Origin of the sequence: Streptomyces abyssalis, assembly GCF_001751365.1 — a bacterium.
GTDB lineage: Bacteria > Actinomycetota > Actinomycetes > Streptomycetales > Streptomycetaceae > Streptomyces > Streptomyces abyssalis.
Window position 1 is genome coordinate 200,126 of the sequence record NZ_LJGT01000040.1, and the last position, 18,756, is coordinate 218,881.

Here is an 18,756-nt window from a genome sequence, read left to right on the forward strand (position 1 = left end):
GGCATGAGATGGGCACTGGTGAAGGTGTGCCTCGCCGTGACAGTCATGGTGGTGATCGCCTTCGCCGTGCCCTTGGGGCTCGTCGTGAAGGAGACGGCGCGGGACCGTGCGTTCTCCAACGCCGAGCGGCAGGCGGCCACCGTCGGTCCGGTGCTGGCGATCACGACGGACCGGCAGGAGCTCGAGCGGGCCGTGGTCAGCACGGAGGCGGGCGGCGAGGGCCGGCTCGCCGTACATGTGCCGCAGGCCCCGTCGCCCTCGAAGTCCTCGGACTCTTCCAACTCCTCGAACTCCTCGAAGGGGTCCGCGAGGGCCGGAGCAGCCGGTCCGGACAGCGCCGTCGAGGTGGGCCGGCAGCGTGCCACCCAGAAGCAGCTGGAGACGGCAAGGCGCCAGGGCCGCGCCTCGACCGTCATGGTGCCCGGCGGCTACACCTTGCTGCGGCCCACCGCGGTCGCCAGCGGTGAGTTCGCCGTCGTCGAGGTGTTCATCCCGAACGACGAGGTGACCCACAACGTCACCACGTCATGGCTGATCCTCGCGGGCGTCGGCATCGCCCTGATCCTCGGGTCGGTGGCCGTCGCCGACCGGCTCGGGACGCTCATGGTGCGCCCGGCGGGGCGTCTCGCGGCCGCCGCGCACTCCCTGGGGGAGGGCAAGCTGGGCGTGCGGGTGCCCGAGGACGGGCCGAGCGAACTGCGGTCCGCCGCCGTGGCGTTCAACGCCATGGCCGATCAGGTCGTACAACTCCTCGCCAATGAACGGGAGTTGGCGGCCGACCTGTCGCACCGGCTCCGTACGCCGCTGACGGTGCTGCGTCTGAACGCCGCCTCGCTCGGCGACGGCGACGCCGCGGAACACACCCGGGAGGCCGTCGCCAAGCTGGAGAGCGAGGTCGACCACATCATCAGCACCGCCCGCGAGCAGCGGGAGCAGCGGGTCCAGACGACGGGGGCCATCGAGTCCGCGGCCTGCGACGCGGCGGAAGTGATACGGGAACGCATGGCGTTCTGGTCGGCACTCGCCGAGGACGAGGGACGGGAGGCGCGGCTGGCCGGTGTGGAGCGTCCGGTCCGGGTGCCGGTCGCCCGGAGTGAACTCGCCGCGGCCCTGGACGCGATGCTCGGCAACGTCTTCCGTCACACGCCGGTGAGCACGGCCTTCTCCGTGGACGTCCACCACGGCGGACCGGCGAGCAACTCGGTGATCGTGCTCGTCTCCGACGCGGGCCCCGGCATAGCCGACCCGGACGCCGCGCTTCGCCGCGGCCACGGCGACGGCAAGCCGGGGTCGACCGGGCTCGGCCTGGACATCGTGCGCAGGGTCGCGGAGTCCACCGGCGGTGACGTACGCATCGGACCGTCCGTGCTGGGCGGCACCGAGATACGGGTGTGGCTGACGCTGGACGGCGGCGAGGCGGAGCGGCGCCGCCGCGGCCGGGGCCGTCGCCGCCCCGAACGCGAGCGCCGGACCCGCCTCCCCCTGGGCCGGGGCTAGCGCGCGGGCGGAGCGCGGGAGCGAGGCAGCGGGTGAAGGCTCCCAGCGGCCCGAGCGGCCCGAGCGGCCCGAGCGGCCCGAGCGGCCCGAGCGGCCCGAGCGGCCCGAGCGGCCCGAGCGGCACCGTGCCGCTCGGCGAACGACGACCTCGTCCGTGCGCCGGGGCCGCGGCACGGGTGCCCCGTTCCCTAACCGGACCCTTGCCCTCCCTTAAGCGCGGCCTAAGTTCCTCAACTCCCGCCCGTAACAAGCGAATTGTCCGGCTCGGCCCCGCTAGTTTGCCTCAGGTCCGTACCATCACCCCCACCTGATGAGGCACCCCGACGATGACGAACACCCCTGCAGCACAGCCCTCCCGGACCAGCCGCAAAGTGAAGCTCGCCGCGGCGGCAGCCGCTGCCGCGACGGTCGCCGGCGCCGCCTTCGCGTTCGCCGGGAACGCGAGCGCCGGCGAGGAGGAGAAGGGCAGCGCGAGCAAGGCGAAGCCCGCGGCGGCAGGCACCTTCGCGCCGTACGTCGACACCTCGCTCGAGCCCTCCTACGACCTCATCAAGAGCTCCGAGAAGACGGGTGTGAAGGAGTTCAACCTGGCCTTCATCACCTCGGGCGGCGGCTGTGTCCCCAAGTGGGGCGGCACCCAGGACCTCGGTGAGAACGCCGTGGCGAAGCAGATCGAGGAATTCCGGGCCAAGGGCGGAGACGTGAGGGTCTCCTTCGGCGGCGCGGCCGGCTCCGAACTCGGCCTGGCCTGCGACTCGGCGGACGAACTGGCCAAGGCGTACGGCAAGGTCATCGAAGCCTTCGCCCTGAAGAAGGCCGACTTCGACATCGAGGGTGCCGCCCTTCCCGACACCGAGGCCAACACCCGCCGCGCCCAGGCGATCGCCCAGCTCCAGAAGAAGCACAAGGACCTGGACGTCTCCTTCACCCTGCCCGTGCTCCCCGAGGGGCTGACACAGGACGGCACGGGCCTGCTGGAGAACGCCAAGAAGAACGGGGTGAAGATCTCCGCGGTCAACATCATGGCCATGGACTACGGCCCGTCCTACGACGGCGACATGGGTAAGTACGCCATCGACGCCGCCACCGCCACCCAGAAGCAGGTCAAGACGGCGCTGGGCATCGAGGACGACGCCAAGGCGTGGAAGACCGTGGCCGTCACCCCGATGATCGGCGTCAACGACGTCCCCGTCGAGATCTTCAAGACGGACGACGCGGCCGAGGTGAAGAAGTTCGCGGACGAGAAGAACCTGGGCTGGCTCTCGATGTGGTCGGCCACCAGGGACAAGGCCTGCCCGGGCGGCCCCAAGGACGAGGCGGACCCGACCTGTTCGAGCATCGAGCAGGAAGCGGACGCGTTCGCCAAGGGCTTCACCGGCTGACCGGCCTCCCACCCGAAGCCGGCCGTGCGCGGCCGGCTCCCGGACCAGGGTGGGGCGTGGCGCCTTCCCCCCACACCCCGCTTCGCCCCACCCTTTCATTCTGAATACAGCTCCTTCTGAATACCGGGTTCCCGGACCCTTCAGGACCCCAGGCGGGTCCCCTACTCGTCCCGGCGCTCCGTCACACCTCACCTGACCCCTGAGGGTGACGGGGCGTCGGGATGGTCACTCCTCCGGACAGCGCCCGGGTGCGGGCGCCCTGCCGGTGTCCTTTGCTGCCAGGTATGACACCTCAGACGCGGCGTGATTCAGGCATCGTGCGGAGGATATTGACCGGCGGGCTCGCAGCGGCCGTATCCATATGCGGCTTCGCCGGCTCGGCGTCGGTGAACAGCCGGCCCCACAATCTGGCTCCGGCGTCGGACGACGTCGGGCGTCCGGGGGAGGGCCGCGAGCGCGTCACCCTCAGCGAACCGGCACCCTCCTACGCACGTCCCATAACGAAGGCCGCCCGCATCTCGGAGCGCTGGGGAGTCCCCGGCGGATGGGCGGCAGGACATCACACGGGCGTCGACTTCGCCGCACCGACGGGAACCACCGTCCGGTCAGTCGGCACCGGCAGAGTCGAACTCGCCGGGGAAGCAGGCTCGTACGGCAATGCCGTGATCGTCCACATGAAGGACGGCAAGCACGTCCTCTTCGCGCACCTCTCGAAGATCACCGTACGGCTGGGGCGCGTCGTCCGCGCGAACACCGTACTCGGCGAATCCGGCAACACCGGCCGGTCGACCGGCCCGCATCTGCACTTCGAGGTACGCGCCAAGCGGGGTTACGGCACGGAAGTCGACCCCGTCACCTACCTGGCCCGGCACGGTGTCCGCATCGCGTAGCCCGTGAAGCGGCATCCCGCGGGGCCAGCATGAGGCCCTCACCGGAGAGGCGTCCCGGTGAGGGCCTTGCCACGAGGCGGTCCGTGCGGCGATCGGGCGCAGAGCCGGCGGTCGCCAGTCAGCCGCGGTCGCCGTCGCGAGGGGCCTCGCGCCCGGCGGCGGTGCGCGCGACCGTCGCCAGCAGCGTGCCGATGACGACGCCGATCACGAGGTAGACACCGGCGGTGCCCGCCTTCGCCTCCCAGCCGGCGGTGGAGGTGAAGGGCATCAGCATCACGGCCGCCGTGCCCAGCGCGATGATCCACCCGAGGAACCGGCCCGGCTGCGGCGTCGCCAGCATCAGCAGATGCAGCACCGCCGTGGCCGCCAGAGCGGCGAGGGCCGAGCCCAGCGCGAGCTGACCGGTGGAGGTGAGCTCCATGGTGCCTTCCTGCTCGGGGGCGAAGACCGGGATGTCCAGCACTCCGCGTACGAGCAGCAGCGCGACGGCCGCCGCGAGCGCGGCCACCAGCGCCACGGCGACGCCGCCCGCCCACAGCCGCGCGAAGCTGACGCGGCGGCGGTGGCCGCCGGGCGGGCGGTCGTGGTTGAAGCCGTTGGTCCGCTTCTCCGGTACGTATGTGCCGGACTCGTCGTACGGGTCCGGGTAGCGGGCCGCGGAGCCGTAACCGGGTGCCGGTTCGAAGGGCTCGAACGGGCCGTCCCGCTCCGGGGCGCCGTGCGGACCCCCGCCGGGCCCGGCGCCAGGGCCTTGCCGACCGGGCTGTCCGGGCTGTCCGGGCCGCCCGTGCTGTCCCGGCCGGCCGTGCGGATTGCGAGGGTCCTGAGGGCCGTTCGGGTCGTGTGGACCTGCCATGTGTATCGAGTCCTCTCCCTGGGCCTCCCCGGACCGTGGTCCGCTCCCACCAGGCTCGGTCCGCCCCGCGGCCGCCGCATCCCCAGCGCGGGCACGGCTCACCCACGCGGCCGTACGACCGCGGCATGAGGGCGACGCGCGGTGCGCGGCCGTCAGCGGGCGCGCGCGGGCGCACGAAAAAGGCCCCCGCCCGGGTCTCCCCAGGTGAGGGCCGTGATCGACGAGGGTGAATGACGGGACTTGAACCCGCGACTTCCTGGACCACAACCAGGTGCTCTACCAGCTGAGCTACATCCACCACGACCGGCTCGCTCTTTCCGTCCGGCCGAGAAAGAGTGTACAGGGTGCGGCGGGATGCTCGCGCACGGGTTCTGGCCCACCCGAAGGGGCTCGAACGGGACCACACAGCACCGGGAACTGCCGCGCAATGCCCGCAACTGCCCGCAACCGGACCCGGACTGCGACCGGCCTGCGACCGGACGCCACGGGACGGGGCCCGGGGACGCCCGGACCGCCGTCCCTCACTCAGCGGGCGGGACCACGTGCTTGGCGGCGATCTTCTTCGCGGTGTCCGAGTCCGGGCCGGGCGGCGCGACGAGAACCGCCTCGCGGTAGTAGCGCAGCTCCGCGATCGACTCGCGGATGTCCGCGAGTGCCCGGTGGTTGCCGTTCTTCGGCGGGCTGTTGAAGTACGCACGCGGATACCAGCGGCGGGCCAGCTCCTTTATGGAGGAGACGTCCACGATGCGGTAGTGGAGGTGCGCCTCCAGGTCGGCCATGTCCCGGGCGAGGAAGCCGCGGTCGGTGGCGACCGAGTTGCCGCAGAGCGGGGCCCGGCCCGCCTCCGGGGCGTGCTTGCGGACGTAGGCGAGGACCTGCTCCTCGGCGTCGGCCAGCGTCGTGCCGTCGTCGAGTTCGTCCAGCAGGCCGGATGCGGTGTGCATCTCGCGGACGATCTCCGGCATCGAGGCCAGTGCCCGCGCCGGAGGACGGATGACGACGTCGACGCCTTCCCCGAGTACGTTCAGCTCGGAGTCGGTGACGAGAGCGGCCACCTCCACGAGCGCGTCGTCCGCCAGCGAGAGGCCCGTCATCTCGCAGTCGATCCACACCATGCGGTCATTCATGCGCTTCACCCTACGTCCACGCAGTCAGCCGCGGCCCCGTTGTCCCGGCAACCTCGGAGCCCATGCGTCCGACTCCGGCTTGCCGGGCTCGGTGGCGTCGTGGCGGGAGTCCCGGTGTGCGCGGGCGGTGTCCCGCAGCTCGCGCGGGACGTACTGGCCCGCCGCGTGCAGCACGCGGTCGCCGCCGGTGCCGGTGCCGCCGCCCGGGCCGTTGCCGGAGCCGCCGGGGCCACCCGCCTCACCGTATGCGGCCTGAGCACCGTGGGTGCCGTGAGCGCCCTGCGCCCCGGAGCGGCCGCCGGCCTCCCCGCCACCCGCTCCTGCGTCGTCCTCCGCGTGCCCGCCGCCGGCTCCGTTCCCGCCGTCCGGACGCCGGATGCGGTACGCGGCGCGGTACGCGGCCGGTGACGAGCCCAGCTGACGCCGGAAGTGCCCCCGCAGCGCCACCGGCGAACGGAACCCGCAGCGCCCCGCGACCTCGTCGACCGAGTAGTCGGAGGTCTCCAGCAGCCGCTGTGCCTGCAGCACACGCTGCGTGATCAGCCACTGGAGGGGTGCGCTGCCCGTCAGGGAGCGGAAGCGCCGGTCGAAGGTGCGGCGGGACATGTACGCGCGAGCAGCCAGCGTTTCCACGTCGAACTGCTCGTGAAGATGCTCCAGCGCCCACGCGACGACCTCGGCGAGCGGGTCCGCGCCCATCTCCTCCGGTAAAGAGCGGTCCAGATGGCGGGGATGACCTCCGCTCTCCGTCCCGCTGCCGCGGCGGGGCGGTACCACCAGGCGGCGGGCGAGGGCACCCGCCGCCTCGGACCCGTGGTCGTTGCGTACGACGTGCAGGCACAGGTCGATTCCGGCGGCGGTGCCCGCGGAGGTGAGGATGTCGCCGTCGTCCACGAAGAGTTCGCGGGGGTCGACGTGCACGGAGGGATAGCGCTTGGCGAGCGTCGGTGCGTACATCCAGTGGGTCGTCGCGGGGCGTCCGTCCAGGAGTCCGGCGGCGGCGAGCACGAACGCCCCGGTGCAGAGGCCGACGAGGCGCGCCCCCTCCTCGTGCGCCCTGCGCAGGGCCTCGAGGGCGGCGGCCGGCGGCGGCTGCGTGATCGACCGCCAGGCCGGGACGACGACGGTGCCCGCGCGGGACAGCGCGTCGAGCCCGTAGGGAGCGCTCAGTTGGAGCCCGCCGGTCGTACGCAGCGGCCCGTCCTCCCCCGCACACACCAGAAGCCGATAGCGGGGGACCCCTGCGTCCTGGCGGTCGATGCCGAAGACGGAGAGCGGTATGGAGCTCTCGAAGATGGGACCACCGCTGAAGAGCAGCACCGACACGATCTCCCGGCGCCGCCGTGCGGCCAGCTTGCGGGTCGTCGCCGGGCCGTTCGTCGAGTCCTGATGGCTCTTTGGAACGCTCACCGGTAGTCAGCCCCCCTCAATCGTCGCGTCCTCTCGGTCCTGCGCGTTTCCCCCGCGGCGATAGCCAAGATCGAATCTACTGTGTCGGACGATGTCGTTGGGACAAGTTCGACACTCGGTGCTATGTCGACAAGGCAACTTGGCGTGAAGCGTTCGATCACGAAGCGTTCCATCCGGTGACGCCACTGGGAAGTGCGCATGCCGTCCCTGCCCCGCCGCCGTAGGCGCCACACGTGCCCGTCGGTCCTTTCCTCGCAGGTGGCGGGGGGTGGCGAAGTTGCAGTCCCAACTGCCGCGACCAGTAACAAGATTGGCCGAAAATCACGGGGACCGCATGTGGGATTCGGACACAACGTGTGCGTACGCCTCCGTGCACCGGCGTACGCCGGTGCAATTCGGCCGCTACGGCTCACCCGGGTGTCCCCAGTGCCGTCCGCCCCTGTGCAGACCCGTCCCGGTACGGCTGTGACGTCCCCGGTGCGGCCCCGGCCTGCCGTCGGTGAAGCGGCGGAGGCCGTGCTGTGCGTACGCGTGCTGGGACAGGTGCAGAAGCACACCGCACACCGCCGTGACGACGGCGAGCCCTGCGGCTGCGCCGAGCGCGGCCAGGAAGGAGACACCGCAGGTCACAAGCGTGACCGGGGTCAGTGCGCAGCTGAAGGCGCCCCAGCGGACGAGCGCGCCCGCGGCGACAGAGGTGCGTGCCGCGCTCTCCGTGTCGGGGGCGGGATCGTCGTCGTGGTCCGCGCCGGGACGGGAGAGGAACACGGCGGAGGGCGGCGCCGCGGAGGAGAGGAGCGCCGCGGAGGAGGGGAGGCGGCGCCGGCCCCCGCCCCGTCGGGGAGTCTGTGTGGGCACGCAGTGATAACGCAGCGTCGACAGGAACGTAACTCCGCGTATCCGGATGCCTGTTGGGGGTAAGGGGCGAAGCCGGGCGTTGCGCCGAGCCGATCCCTCAGGCATGCTCCGGGGTCAGCCCGCAGCGGCCGGTCCCTCCCAGCGCCCCTGGGCAAGGGGGGAGTCTGGTCGTACCCTTACGGGTAAGAGGCTGGAGAGCGCCCTTCGGACGGCCTGATGGCCGGATTCACGCCGGGCGTTCAGCACCGCCAGGATGCCGATTTCCGTACGGAAGCCCACAGTCAACCGCCGCTCCCTCCGCACAGAGGACTCCCTTCGCCGAGACACACATGGCCGGACACGAGATCCCCGAACCAGCGGACCGCAAGCAGGTCGCAGAGCCGAGTGCGACCGATGAGGCGGCGGAAGAGGCACGCCACTCATGCGATCCGGCCTTCCAGCACGGCGTGGTGGTGGGTTTCGACGGTTCCATGTCGAGTGAACGTGCTCTCGCGTACGCGATCGGGATGGCCTACAGGTCCGGTTCCGGCCTGATCATCGTCCACGTGGCCAACAGGCTGCCGACGACCGTGTGGGCCGGCTGTGAGCCGCCCGTCTTCGTGGATGTGCCCGACCACCGCACGGAGGTGCTCGGGCTCGAACTCGCCTGCGCGGAACACCTCTCCGAGGTTCCCTGGATCCTCGTCGAGCGCGGCGGCGACATCTGCCACGAGCTGGAAGAGGTCGGACACGAATACGAGGCGGACGCCATCGTCGTCGGTTCGACGCACGGTCTCGCGGGGCGGATCTTCGGCTCGGTGGCGGGACGGCTGGCGCGGCGGGCCGAGCGCCCGGTCGTGGTGATCCCGTAACGCTCCCGCGGGCGGACGGTGCCCAATTGCGCCCTGTGCGGAGGGTGTTCCGTTTTTGTCCGGCGCCGAATCTTCTCGACGCGGCATGTGGATTGTGCGCTTGTGAGGGGCATATAGGGGGCACGGGACTTCCGTACATATGAAGAGCGTGCTGTCGCACGGGAGGTGACGGTCCCGTGGGACGGCAACCTGCCGGCGTTATGGGCGACGCCGGCAAGGGGAGGCGGAATCCCGCGTGGTTGGTGGCCCGCGCGGGATTCCGCCCGCCGCTTTCTGCGCTCGCCGCGCCCCGTCCGGCTACTCCACCGTGACGGACTTCGCCAGGTTCCTCGGCTTGTCGATGTCCCGGCCGAGGGCCAACGCCGTGTGGTAGGCGAGCAGTTGGAGCGGAATGCCCATGAGCACAGGGTCCAGCTCGACCTCGTTGCGCGGGACCAGGATCGTGTGGTCCGCCTTCTCCTGCTCCTGGTGCGCCACGGCGAGGATCTTGCCGCTGCGGGCCTTGATCTCCTCCAGCGTCGCCCTGTTCTTGTCGAGGAGTTCGTCGTCCGGGAGGATCGCCACCGTCGGCACCGCGGGCTCGATCAGCGCGAGCGGTCCGTGCTTCAGCTCGGAGGCCGGGTAGGCCTCGGCGTGGATGTACGAGACCTCCTTGAGCTTCAGGGACGCCTCGCGGGCCACGGGGTAGCCCCGTACACGGCCGACGAACATCATGCTCTTCGCCTCCGCGTAGTCCTGCGCGAGCTTCTTGATGTCGTCCTCAGCGCGCATGATCTCGTCGATCTGCCCGGGCAGGCGGCGCAGTCCCTCGATGATCCGCTTGCCGTCGGCGACGGACAGGTCGCGGATGCGGCCCAGGTGCAGGGCGAGCAGCGCGAAGGCAACTGCCGTGTTGGTGAAGCACTTTGTCGATACGACGCAGACCTCGGGGCCCGCGTGCACGTACACGCCGCCGTCCGTCTCACGCGCGATGGCGGAGCCCACGACGTTCACCACACCCAGCACGCGCGCGCCCTTGCGCTTGAGCTCCTGCACGGCTGCGAGCGTGTCGTAGGTCTCGCCGGACTGGCTGACCGCGATGTAGAGGGTGTCGGGGTCGACGACGGCGTTGCGGTAGCGGAACTCGCTGGCGGGCTCCGCGTCCGCGGGCACCCGCGCCAGTTCCTCGATCATCTGCGCGCCGATCATGCCCGCGTGGTAGGCCGAGCCGCAGCCGAGGATCTTCACGCGGCGCATGCTGCGCGCCTCGCGGGCGTCTAGATTGAGGCCGCCGAGGTGGACGGTCGCGAAGCGCTCGTCGATGCGGCCGCGCAGCACGCGGTCGACGGCGTCGGCCTGCTCGGCGATCTCCTTGTGCATGTAGGTGTCGTGGCCGCCCATGTCGTAGGACTCGGCGGCCCACTCCACCGTCTCGGGCGAGGTCGAGGTGCGCGAACCCTCGGTGGTGTAGGTGCGGTAGTCGTCGGCCTTGATGGTGGCCATCTCGCCGTCGTCCAGTGTGACGACCTGGCGGGTGTGCGAGACGAGCGCGGCGACGTCCGAGGCGACGAACATCTCGTGCTCGCCGATGCCCAGCACGACGGGCGAGCCGTTGCGTGCCACGACGATGCGGTCGGGGAAGTCCGCGTGCAGCACCGCGATCCCGTACGTGCCCTCGACCATCCGCAGCGCTTCCTGGACCCTGGCCTCCAGGCGTTCGGCCTGTGCGCGGGCGATCAGGTGGGAGAGGACCTCGGTGTCGGTCTCGGAGACGAAGACGACGCCGTCGGCGGTGAGTTTGGCGCGCAGCTCGGAGGCGTTGTCGATGATGCCGTTGTGGACGACGGCCACCTTCTCGTCCTTGTCCAGGTGAGGGTGGGCGTTGACGTCGTTGGGGGCGCCGTGGGTGGCCCAGCGGGTGTGGGCGATGCCGGTGGTGCCCGCGAACTTCGCGGGGACGCGCTCCTCCAGGTCACGCACGCGGCCCTTGGTCTTCGCGGTCTTCAGGCCCGCGTTCCTGCCCGTCCCGCTGCTGTGGATGGCGATGCCGGCGGAGTCGTATCCCCGGTACTCCAGGCGCTGCAGCCCCTCCAGCAGGAGCGGAGCAACCTCGCGTCGGCCGATATATCCCACGATTCCGCACATATTGGCTGTTGCCTCTCCTCGTCGGTTTCCACTCGGTGGTGGGCTGGTCTCGTTGCTGTTGTGTGCTGTGCCGGGCCTCAGGTCCGGCCGCCGGTCTTCGTCGTCCGCGGGGTGCCGCCGGCGGGCGGACGCCGTCCGTCCCCGGTCATCCGTAGACGATGCGGCGCAGTTGCCGCAGCGAGAGATCCGGCGGTGCCACCGCGCGGTGCGGCAGCTCGGACGAGATGCGGGCGAAGATCTGCGTGTTGTTCTGCCCCCTGGACTGCAGCTCGCGATGGCGGCGGCGTACGAACTCCTCGGTCGTCTCGTCGAAGTACGCCAGTACGTCCAGGACGATCCGGGCCGCCTCACCGCGCTGGAGCGGTGTCGTGCGGACCAGATGGTCGATGAGGTCGTCGTGGACCGGCGTACGCACTTCGAGCACACCTTGATATTGAGCGCTCGGCGCGAGGAACGCAAGAAACTTGCCCGATATCGGGCACGTGTGTCGAAGATAGCTGTGTGCGACCCCGTGGTGACCGGATGCCTCCGGGTCGGACGGGGGTGACGGGGGTGACGGGGGCAGCGGGAGTGATGAGGAGGACGAGGGTGACGGGAGAGCTGCCGCGGGCCGCGACCCCGCCTGCCCCGGGGCGGCGGCGAGTGGTCTACACCTTGACCCGGAGTGAGGGGCGCGATACACGTGTGTCCGTTCGTCTGCACCACGCACATGACCCCGGCCCGCGTGGCGACGCCGCGTGGGCCCCATGCACGACGCCCACCGAAGGGACCGTCCGTGAGACGAATCCGGCCGCTGCTGCTGTGCGCCGCTCTCCTCGTCACCGTCCTCCCCGGCTCGACGGCTGCCGCGGCCGCCGAGAACCCAGGCCCCCGCGAGCGGCAGCCCACGCCGCTGGGCCACGTGGTGCCGGCGCCCGAATCCGTACGGGAGGGCGGCGGGGCCTTCACCATCACGGACAGGACGGTCATCCGTGTGACCGGCTCCTCCGGCGAGGCGCGCCGCGTCGCGGACCAACTGGCGGGGCTGCTGCGCCCGTCCACCGGCTACCGGCTGCCCGTCACCACACAGCCGGGCCGTGACGGCATCCAACTGCGGCTCACGGGCGGGAAGTCGCCCGGGAAGTCCGGCAAGTCCGGGCTGGGCGCGGAGGGTTACCGGCTGAAGGTCTCCCCGAAGGCGGCCGTGATCAGCGCGCCCACCGGCACGGGACTCTTCCACGGGATGCAGACGCTGCGCCAGTTGCTGCCCCCGCAGATCGAGTCGCGTACGGAGCAGCCGGGCCCGTGGCAGGTGGCGGGCGGCACGGTCACCGACCGGCCGCGGTACGCCTACCGGGGCGCGATGCTCGACGTCTCGCGGCACTTCTTCAGCGTCGAGGAGGTCAAGCGCTACATCGACCAGCTCGCCATGTACAAGATCAACAAGCTGCATCTGCACCTCTCCGACGACCAGGGCTGGCGGATCGCCATCGACTCCTGGCCGCGGCTGGCGACGTACGGCGGCGGGACCGAGGTCGGCGGCGGCCCCGGCGGCCACTACACCAAGGCCGACTACCGGGAGATCATCCGCTACGCCGACGAGCACGAGCTGACCGTCGTCCCCGAGATCGACATGCCGGGGCACACCAACGCGGCGCTCGCCTCGTACGCGGAGCTCAACTGCGACGGCGTCGCGCCGCCCCGCTACACGGGCATCGAGGTGGGCTTCAGCTCCCTGTGCGTGCCGCTCGATGTGACGTACGACTTCGTGGACGACGTGGTGCGTGAGCTGGCCGAGATGACGCCGGGCCGCTATCTGCACATCGGCGGCGACGAGGCGCACTCGACGAGCCACGAGGACTACGTCGCCTTCATGGAGCGGGCCCAGAAGACTGTCGCCAAGTACGGCAAGACGGTGATCGGCTGGCACCAGCTCACCGGTGCGAAGCCGGCCGAGGGCGCCGTGGCGCAGTACTGGGGGACGAGCGGGGCCGCGGACGAACCGGAGGTCGTGGAGGCGGCGAAGAAGGGGACGAAGCTGATCCTCTCGCCTGCCAACCGTGCCTACCTCGACATGCAGTACAACGAGGACACGCCACTCGGGCTGCACTGGGCGGGCTATGTGGAGGCGGAGCAGTCCTACAGCTGGGAACCCGGCAGCTACATCGAGGGAGCGCCCGAGGGCGCCGTGCTGGGGGTCGAGGCGCCGCTGTGGTCGGAAACGCTGGAGAACAGCGAACACATCGAGTTCATGGCGTTCCCGCGGCTTCCCGGCATCGCGGAACTGGGCTGGTCGCCCGAGTCGGCGCTCGGCTGGGAGGGCTACCGGGAACGGCTGGCCGAACAGGGCCCGCGGTGGGAGCAGTTGGGCATGGAGTACTGGCGCTCACCGCAGGTGCCCTGGCCGGGCGGCAGCCGCTGACGGGCCGCCCGGCGGGGCCTGTGCGCGAGCGAGGGGCCTCAGAAGCGGTCGAGGAGGGCCTTCTTGGCCGTGGTGAACTCCTCGTCGGTGAGCACGCCTTCGCGGTGCAGTTCGCCGAGCTCACGCAGGCGGCGCAGCAGCCCGTCATGGTCGGAGACGTCCGCGGTGCCGTCCGTGCCCGCTGCTCCCGGCGCGTACGCCGCGGTCCCGCCGCCCTTGGAGAGAGACGGGGCAGCGGGCGGCACTGCCGGGCCTCCTCCCTGGTGGGGCTGTGCCGCGGCGGGGTGCGGCAGCCGGGCCGTCACCGCGGCGGCGAGCAGCACCGAGCCGCCCGTCTCACGGGCCTGCCGAATGCCCCACAGCAGCAGGCAGTTGGGGTCGTGTTCGGGCTTGAGGACGGGGGGCCTGCCCTTCGGGCGGAACCGCAGTGAGCCGTTCTCCCAGCCGATCGCGGGCGTCCACTCCACGCCGTCCAGTTCGTCGAGAGCGAGGAGGCGCGGCCCCGCATGCGACTTGCTCTCAGCGGCCATCCAGTTCCAGTCGAGCTGGATGCGCTCGCCGTCGAAGGAGACGGTGCCGTCGGTGCCGCTCGCCGTCAGCGGCACGGACGGCCCGGGCAGCAGATAGCGGTCGCAGGGCGTGTCCGGGACCTCGTCCAGCAGCAGGGCACGGCGGAGCTCTTCCACGAAGTACTCGGCGACGCCCTCGCGGTCCCGCTCCACCGCCAGTTGGTACGGATCGGAGCCGTCCGGCAGCCGCCCGCTCGCCACCTGGGCGAGCGGGTCAGCGCCTTCGCGCAGCCGCAGCCTGAGCCGGCCGCCCTTCCGTCCGGGTTCGTACGCGATGCCGGAGACGGCCATGAGGGGAACAGCCACCTCGCCCAGTGACTTGCGAAGGGGCGGCACTTGCTTCCCCGCGGCCGGGACGATCCGGATCGTCTCCCCGTCGAATGTCCAGGTGCCCGTGCGCTGGATGATTTCCGCCATGCTGCGATTATCCGACGCCGAGCTCCCTGGCCACCAGCATCCGCTGGACCTCGCTCGTGCCCTCGCCGATCTCGAGGATCTTGGAGTCGCGCCACATGCGGGCCACCGGGTATTCGTTCATGAAGCCGTAGCCGCCGTGGATCTGGGTGGCCTCGCGGGCATTGGTGACGGCGATCTCCGAGGAGTAGAGCTTCGCCAGCGCCGCCTCCTTCTTGAACGGTTCGCCGAGAGTCAGCCGGGACGCCGCGTCACGCCAGGCGATACGGGCCGTGTGCGCCCGCATCTCCATGTCGGCCAGCTTGAACTGGATCGCCTGGTTGGCACCGATCGGCTTGCCGAACGCCTGCCGGGTCTTGGCATAGCTGACGGACTCGTCGACGCAGCCCTGTGCGAGCCCCGTGGCCAGCGCGGAGATGGCGATCCGGCCCTCGTCGAGGATGCGCAGGAACTGGGCGTAGCCGCGGCCCTCCTCGCCCAGCAGATTCGCCGCCGGGACCCGTACGTCGGTGAAGGACAGCTCGCGGGTGTCCGAGGCGTTCCAGCCGACCTTCGAGTAGGGGGCGGCGACCGTGAAGCCGGGGGTGCCGGACGGCACGATGATCGTCGAGATCCGCGGCGACCCGTCCTCCTTGCGGCCCGTGACGGCGGTGACGGTGACCAGACCGGTGATGTCCGTACCGGAGTTGGTGATGAAGCACTTCGAGCCGTTGATCACCCAGCTTTCCCCATCCCGCTCCGCCGTTGTACGGGTGCCGCCGGCGTCCGAACCGCACTCGGGTTCGGTCAGGCCGAAGGCGCCCAGCATCTCCCCGGAGCACAGCCGGGGCAGCCACTCGCGCTTCTGCTCCTCGGTGCCGAACCGGAAGACCGGCATGGCGCCGAGGGAGACGCCGGCCTCCAGGGTGATGGCCACCGAGGAGTCCACGCGGGCGAGCTCCTCCAGGGCGAGGCAGAGCGCGAGATAGTCGCCGCCCATGCCGCCGTACTCCTCGGGGAAGGGCAGCCCGAACAGGCCCATCTCGCCCATCTGGCGCACGATTTCGTACGGGAACTCGTGCCGCTCGTAGAACTCGCCGATCTTCGGGGCGACGACCTTCTGCGCGAACTCCTCGACTGTGCGGCGGAGTTCCTCGTGCTCGGAAGAGAGACGGTGGTCGAGAGACATGGTGGTCACTGCTCCTTGTGGGAGTTCGGACGGGAGCCGGTATCCGTGCCGGCGCCGGTGAGCGCGCGCACGGTGCGTGAAGGGCTGGGACGGCCCAGCCGGTCCGCCATCCAGCCGCTTGTGGCCGTCAGACGGGCGAGGTCGACCCCGGTCTCGATGCCGAGACCTTGCAGCATCCAGACGAGGTCCTCGGTCGCGAGGTTTCCGGTGGCGCTCTTCGCGTACGGGCAGCCGCCGAGACCGCCCGCGGAGGCGTCGACGGTGGTCACGCCGTGCTGGAGCGCGGTGAGGGTGTTGGACAGGGCCTGGCCGTAGGTGTCGTGGAAGTGGACGGCGGTACGGGCCGCGGGAACCTCCGCGGTGGCCAGCTCGCCGAGCAGCGCCGCGACATGGCCGGGCGTGGCGACGCCGATGGTGTCGCCGAGGCTCAGCTCGTCGCAGCCCATGTCCAGCAGCGCGCGGCAGACTCCGGCCACCTGCGCGGGCGGGACGGCGCCTTCCCACGGATCGCCGAAACACATGGACACATAGCCGCGCACCCACAGCCCCTCCGCCTTGGCGCGGGCGGCCACGGGCTCGAACATCGCCAGTGACTCGTCCAGGGAGCGGTTGAGGTTGGCCCTCGCGAAGGACTCGGTGGCGCTGGCGAAGACGGCGATGTGCCGGCAGCCGTGGGCGAACGCCCGGTCGAGGCCCCGTGCGTTGGGCACCAGGACCGGCAGCCGCAGGTCTTGCGGCAGGTCGCCGAGGAGCGGCATCAGCTCCTCGGCGTCGGCGAGTTGGGGGACCCACTTGGGGTGCACGAAGCTCGTCGCCTCGATGGTCTCCAGCCCCGCCTCGCGCAGCCGGTGGATGAACTCGGACTTCACCTCGACGGGGACGGTCGCCTGCTCGTTCTGCAGGCCGTCGCGCGGGCCGACTTCGTGGATGCGAACCCGGGACGGGAGGCCGTCGCCGGTGAACCGCATGGGCAGACCCTCGATCACACCTCCACCTCCTTGCCCGTCTCCGGGCCCGTGGCCTTGTCCCGGTCCTTTTCGCGGACCGGTTCCTGGCCCTGGTTCCGGCCGTGGTCCTGAGCCTGGTCCTGGTCCTGGTCCTGGTCCGCGTCGCCGGTGGAGGACGCCGGGGGATGCGGCTCGACGACGGCGAGCACCTGGTCCATGGCGACGGTGCTTCCCGCCGTGACGTCCAGTTCGGTGACTGTGCCGTCGTAGGGGGCGGTGATGACGTGCTCCATCTTCATCGCCTCGACGACGAGCAGACTCTGGCCCGCCGTCACCTTGTCGCCGGCGGCGGCCTTCACCACGGTTACCGTGCCGGGCATGGGCGCCGTCAGGGCGTCCGCACCGTGTGCCCCGGCGCCGCCGCGCAGGGCGGCCGCCACGGGGTCGTGGTCCTGCATGTGCCAGCTGTCGCCGTCGCGGCCGAGCCAGTGGCCCGTGGCGGAGGCGGCGTGGGCGAGCCGGAGAGTGGTGCCGTCCCACTCTAGGTGCAGCCCGTGCGCCGCGCCGTCGTCGACGAGCCGGGCCGTGCGGGGCTCACCGTCGCCGACCCGGACCCGCGCGTCGCTCGCCGGCCCCTGTACGTGGACGGCGACCGGGTCGTGCCCCGGCACCCGCAAGTGGTGTGCCGTCCAGGCCGGTTCACCGCCGAGACGCCAGCCCGAAGGCACCGAGAAGGGGTCCGTCCAGGCAGCCGTGGACGTTTCAGGTTCGAGTGCCGCATGGCGCAGCAGGGCGGCCGCCGCATAGACCTCATCGGGGATCTCGCGGGGCACAAGCGAGGCCGCCGTGCGGTCGACCAGGCCGGTGTCGAGGGCGCCCGCGGCGACGTCGGGATGTCCCGAGAGCCGCCGCAGGAAACCGGTGTTGGTCTCCACGCCGAGCACCGTCGTCTCCGCGAGGGCGGCGCGCAGCCTGCGCAGCGCCGTGGGCCGGTCCGGCCCGTGCGCGATGACCTTGGCCAGCATCGGGTCGTACGTCGTGCCGACCTCGGTGCCCGGCAGCAGCCCCGAGTCCGTGCGTACGCCCTGGCCTTCGGCCTCACGGAGCAGCAGAACCGTGCCCGCCGAAGGCAGGAAGTCCACCCTGTCCCCCTGGAGCAGGGCCGTCTCGGCGCAGATGCGCGCCTCGACCGCGTGACCGTTCAGGGCGATGCCTGCCTGGCCGAAGGGCAGCGGCTCTCCTGCGGCCACCCGCAGCTGCCACTCGACCAGGTCGACGCCCGTGATCATTTCCGTGACGGGATGCTCGACCTGGAGGCGGGTGTTCATCTCCATGAAGTAGTAGGGACGGTGGGCGCCGTCCTCATGCGGGGAGGACCCGCCGCCCTGAGGGCCGCCCGGGACGATGAACTCCACCGTGCCCGCGCCGCGGTACCCGCAGGAACGGGCGGCCTCCACGGCGGCCTCGCCCATCGCCGCCCGCGTCGCCTCGTCCAGCAGCGGGCTCGGAGCCTCCTCGATGATCTTCTGGTGGCGGCGCTGCAGAGAGCACTCGCGCTCGCCGAGATGCACCACGTTGCCGTGACCGTCGGCGAGTACCTGGATCTCGATGTGGCGCGGGGAGTCGATCCAGCGCTCCACCAGCAAGGTGTCGTCGCCGAAGGAGCCCAGGGCCTCGCGCCTCGCAGCGGCGACCTCGTCCGGCAGGGCCGCCTCGTCCCGCACCAGGCGCATGCCCTTGCCGCCGCCGCCCGCCGAGGGCTTCAGCAGCACGGGCATGCCGATCTCCCGTGCGGCGGCGGTCAGTTCGGCATCGCTCAGGCCCGACCCGGAGGAGCCGGGCACGACGGGAACGCCCGCCGCCTGCACCGTCTCCTTGGCGCGGATCTTGTCGCCCATCAGCTCGATGGCGGGGGCCGGCGGGCCGACGAAGACCAGACCGGCGTCCGAACAGGCCTGTGCGAAGGGGGCGTTCTCCGCGAGGAAGCCGTAACCCGGGTGGACGGCCTGAGCGCCGGTACGGGCCGCGGCCTCCAGCAGCCGCTCAGCCGAGAGATAGCTGGACGCGGCCTGTGCGGGCCCGATGCGCACCGCCCTGTCCGCCTCCCGCACATGGCGCGCGTCGGCGTCCGCGTCGCTGAAGACGGCGACGGAGGTGATGCCCAGCTGCCGCAGGGTACGGATCACCCGCACCGCGATCTCGCCGCGGTTGGCAACCAGCACGGTGTCGAACATGGTCGATGTCCCATCCTTCACGATGCAG

Annotated in this window: 15 protein-coding genes and 1 tRNA gene; 5 read left to right on the forward strand and 11 right to left on the reverse strand. The window is 71.2% G+C overall.

Features of this window, described 5'->3' with window-relative positions; translation table 11 throughout:
* Positions 1-3 precede the first annotated feature (3 nt).
* The 3 genes from AN215_RS15875 to AN215_RS15885 all read left to right on the forward strand — a co-directional run bounded on the left by AN215_RS15875 (position 4) and on the right by AN215_RS15885 (position 3,769).
* On the forward strand, positions 4-1,497 hold the full coding sequence (locus AN215_RS15875; protein ID WP_070013644.1) for a HAMP domain-containing sensor histidine kinase: 1,494 nt from the start codon (positions 4-6) through the stop codon (positions 1,495-1,497).
* Positions 1,498-1,823: 326 nt separating this feature from the next.
* Positions 1,824-2,879 (forward strand): chitinase, encoded by a 1,056-nt coding sequence (locus tag AN215_RS15880; protein WP_070013645.1) that lies wholly within the window; start codon positions 1,824-1,826, stop codon positions 2,877-2,879.
* Positions 2,880-3,265: 386 nt separating this feature from the next.
* Positions 3,266-3,769 carry a M23 family metallopeptidase gene (locus AN215_RS15885; protein ID WP_245694517.1) on the forward strand — a complete coding sequence of 168 codons (504 nt, stop codon included), beginning with the start codon at positions 3,266-3,268 and terminating at the stop codon, positions 3,767-3,769.
* Positions 3,770-3,887: 118 nt separating this feature from the next.
* Here AN215_RS15885 and AN215_RS29270 read toward each other — a convergent pair whose 3' ends face one another.
* The 5 genes from AN215_RS29270 to AN215_RS30405 form a co-directional block, all read right to left on the reverse strand.
* The gene (locus AN215_RS29270; protein WP_107374387.1) at positions 3,888-4,625 is read right to left on the reverse strand and encodes a DUF6069 family protein; all 738 of its coding nucleotides are present in this window, start codon (positions 4,623-4,625) and stop codon (positions 3,888-3,890) included.
* Between the two features lie 225 nt (positions 4,626-4,850).
* Positions 4,851-4,923 (reverse strand) — tRNA-His (locus AN215_RS15895).
* 223 nt (positions 4,924-5,146) lie between these two features.
* Positions 5,147-5,752 carry an oligoribonuclease gene (gene orn / locus AN215_RS15900; protein WP_070013974.1) on the reverse strand — a complete coding sequence of 202 codons (606 nt, stop codon included), beginning with the start codon at positions 5,750-5,752 and terminating at the stop codon, positions 5,147-5,149.
* Positions 5,753-5,776: 24 nt separating this feature from the next.
* A complete protein-coding gene (locus tag AN215_RS15905; RefSeq protein ID WP_070013647.1) occupies positions 5,777-7,162 on the reverse strand; it encodes a helix-turn-helix domain-containing protein in 1,386 nt (461 codons plus the stop codon).
* Positions 7,163-7,564: 402 nt separating this feature from the next.
* Positions 7,565-8,020 (reverse strand): hypothetical protein, encoded by a 456-nt coding sequence (locus tag AN215_RS30405; RefSeq protein ID WP_245694519.1) that lies wholly within the window; start codon positions 8,018-8,020, stop codon positions 7,565-7,567.
* Between the two features lie 329 nt (positions 8,021-8,349).
* Between AN215_RS30405 and AN215_RS15915 the strand changes: the two genes are divergently transcribed.
* Complete coding sequence (locus tag AN215_RS15915; RefSeq protein ID WP_070013648.1) at positions 8,350-8,871, forward strand: universal stress protein; 522 nt, start codon at positions 8,350-8,352, stop codon at positions 8,869-8,871.
* Positions 8,872-9,168: 297 nt separating this feature from the next.
* On the opposite strand, the gene glmS is transcribed toward AN215_RS15915, so the two are convergent.
* On the reverse strand, positions 9,169-10,995 hold the full coding sequence (gene glmS, locus AN215_RS15920) for a glutamine--fructose-6-phosphate transaminase (isomerizing) (protein ID WP_070013649.1): 1,827 nt from the start codon (positions 10,993-10,995) through the stop codon (positions 9,169-9,171).
* Between the two features lie 145 nt (positions 10,996-11,140).
* On the reverse strand, positions 11,141-11,419 hold the full coding sequence (locus AN215_RS15925; protein ID WP_070013650.1) for a hypothetical protein: 279 nt from the start codon (positions 11,417-11,419) through the stop codon (positions 11,141-11,143).
* A 351-nt stretch (positions 11,420-11,770) separates the two neighbouring features.
* Here AN215_RS15925 and AN215_RS15930 point away from each other — a divergent pair, with 351 nt between their 5' ends.
* Entirely contained in the window at positions 11,771-13,396 is a 1,626-nt protein-coding gene (locus tag AN215_RS15930; protein ID WP_070013651.1) for a beta-N-acetylhexosaminidase, read from the forward strand.
* Between the two features lie 38 nt (positions 13,397-13,434).
* Here AN215_RS15930 and AN215_RS15935 read toward each other — a convergent pair whose 3' ends face one another.
* The 4 genes from AN215_RS15935 to AN215_RS15950 are packed head-to-tail and all read right to left on the reverse strand — an operon-like array spanning position 13,435 to position 18,728.
* The gene (locus AN215_RS15935; protein WP_070013652.1) at positions 13,435-14,382 is read right to left on the reverse strand and encodes a DUF4429 domain-containing protein; all 948 of its coding nucleotides are present in this window, start codon (positions 14,380-14,382) and stop codon (positions 13,435-13,437) included.
* A gap of 7 nt (positions 14,383-14,389) precedes the next feature.
* Positions 14,390-15,547, reverse strand: a complete 1,158-nt coding sequence (locus AN215_RS15940; protein WP_070013976.1) for an acyl-CoA dehydrogenase family protein — start codon at positions 15,545-15,547, stop codon at positions 14,390-14,392.
* Positions 15,548-15,552: 5 nt separating this feature from the next.
* Positions 15,553-16,515: a hydroxymethylglutaryl-CoA lyase gene (locus tag AN215_RS15945; RefSeq protein WP_070013977.1), complete on the reverse strand. Its 963-nt coding sequence runs from the start codon at positions 16,513-16,515 to the stop codon at positions 15,553-15,555.
* 14 nt (positions 16,516-16,529) lie between these two features.
* Positions 16,530-18,728: an acetyl/propionyl/methylcrotonyl-CoA carboxylase subunit alpha gene (locus AN215_RS15950; protein ID WP_079123098.1), complete on the reverse strand. Its 2,199-nt coding sequence runs from the start codon at positions 18,726-18,728 to the stop codon at positions 16,530-16,532.
* Positions 18,729-18,756 lie beyond the last annotated feature (28 nt).

Excerpts from the sequence above, each read along its gene's own strand:
- AN215_RS15875 (WP_070013644.1), top strand. The coding sequence starts at position 4 with ATGAGATGGGCACTGGTGAAGGTGTGCCTCGCCGTGACAGTCATGGTG.
- AN215_RS15880 (WP_070013645.1), top strand. The coding sequence starts at position 1,824 with ATGACGAACACCCCTGCAGCACAGCCCTCCCGGACCAGCCGCAAAGTG.
- AN215_RS29270 (WP_107374387.1), bottom strand. The coding sequence starts at position 4,625 with ATGGCAGGTCCACACGACCCGAACGGCCCTCAGGACCCTCGCAATCCG.
- orn (WP_070013974.1), bottom strand. The coding sequence starts at position 5,752 with ATGAATGACCGCATGGTGTGGATCGACTGCGAGATGACGGGCCTCTCG.
- AN215_RS15915 (WP_070013648.1), top strand. The coding sequence starts at position 8,350 with ATGGCCGGACACGAGATCCCCGAACCAGCGGACCGCAAGCAGGTCGCA.
- glmS (WP_070013649.1), bottom strand. The coding sequence starts at position 10,995 with ATGTGCGGAATCGTGGGATATATCGGCCGACGCGAGGTTGCTCCGCTC.
- AN215_RS15935 (WP_070013652.1), bottom strand. The coding sequence starts at position 14,382 with ATGGCGGAAATCATCCAGCGCACGGGCACCTGGACATTCGACGGGGAG.
- AN215_RS15940 (WP_070013976.1), bottom strand. The coding sequence starts at position 15,547 with ATGTCTCTCGACCACCGTCTCTCTTCCGAGCACGAGGAACTCCGCCGC.
- AN215_RS15945 (WP_070013977.1), bottom strand. The coding sequence starts at position 16,515 with ATGCGGTTCACCGGCGACGGCCTCCCGTCCCGGGTTCGCATCCACGAA.
- AN215_RS15950 (WP_079123098.1), bottom strand. The coding sequence starts at position 18,728 with ATGTTCGACACCGTGCTGGTTGCCAACCGCGGCGAGATCGCGGTGCGG.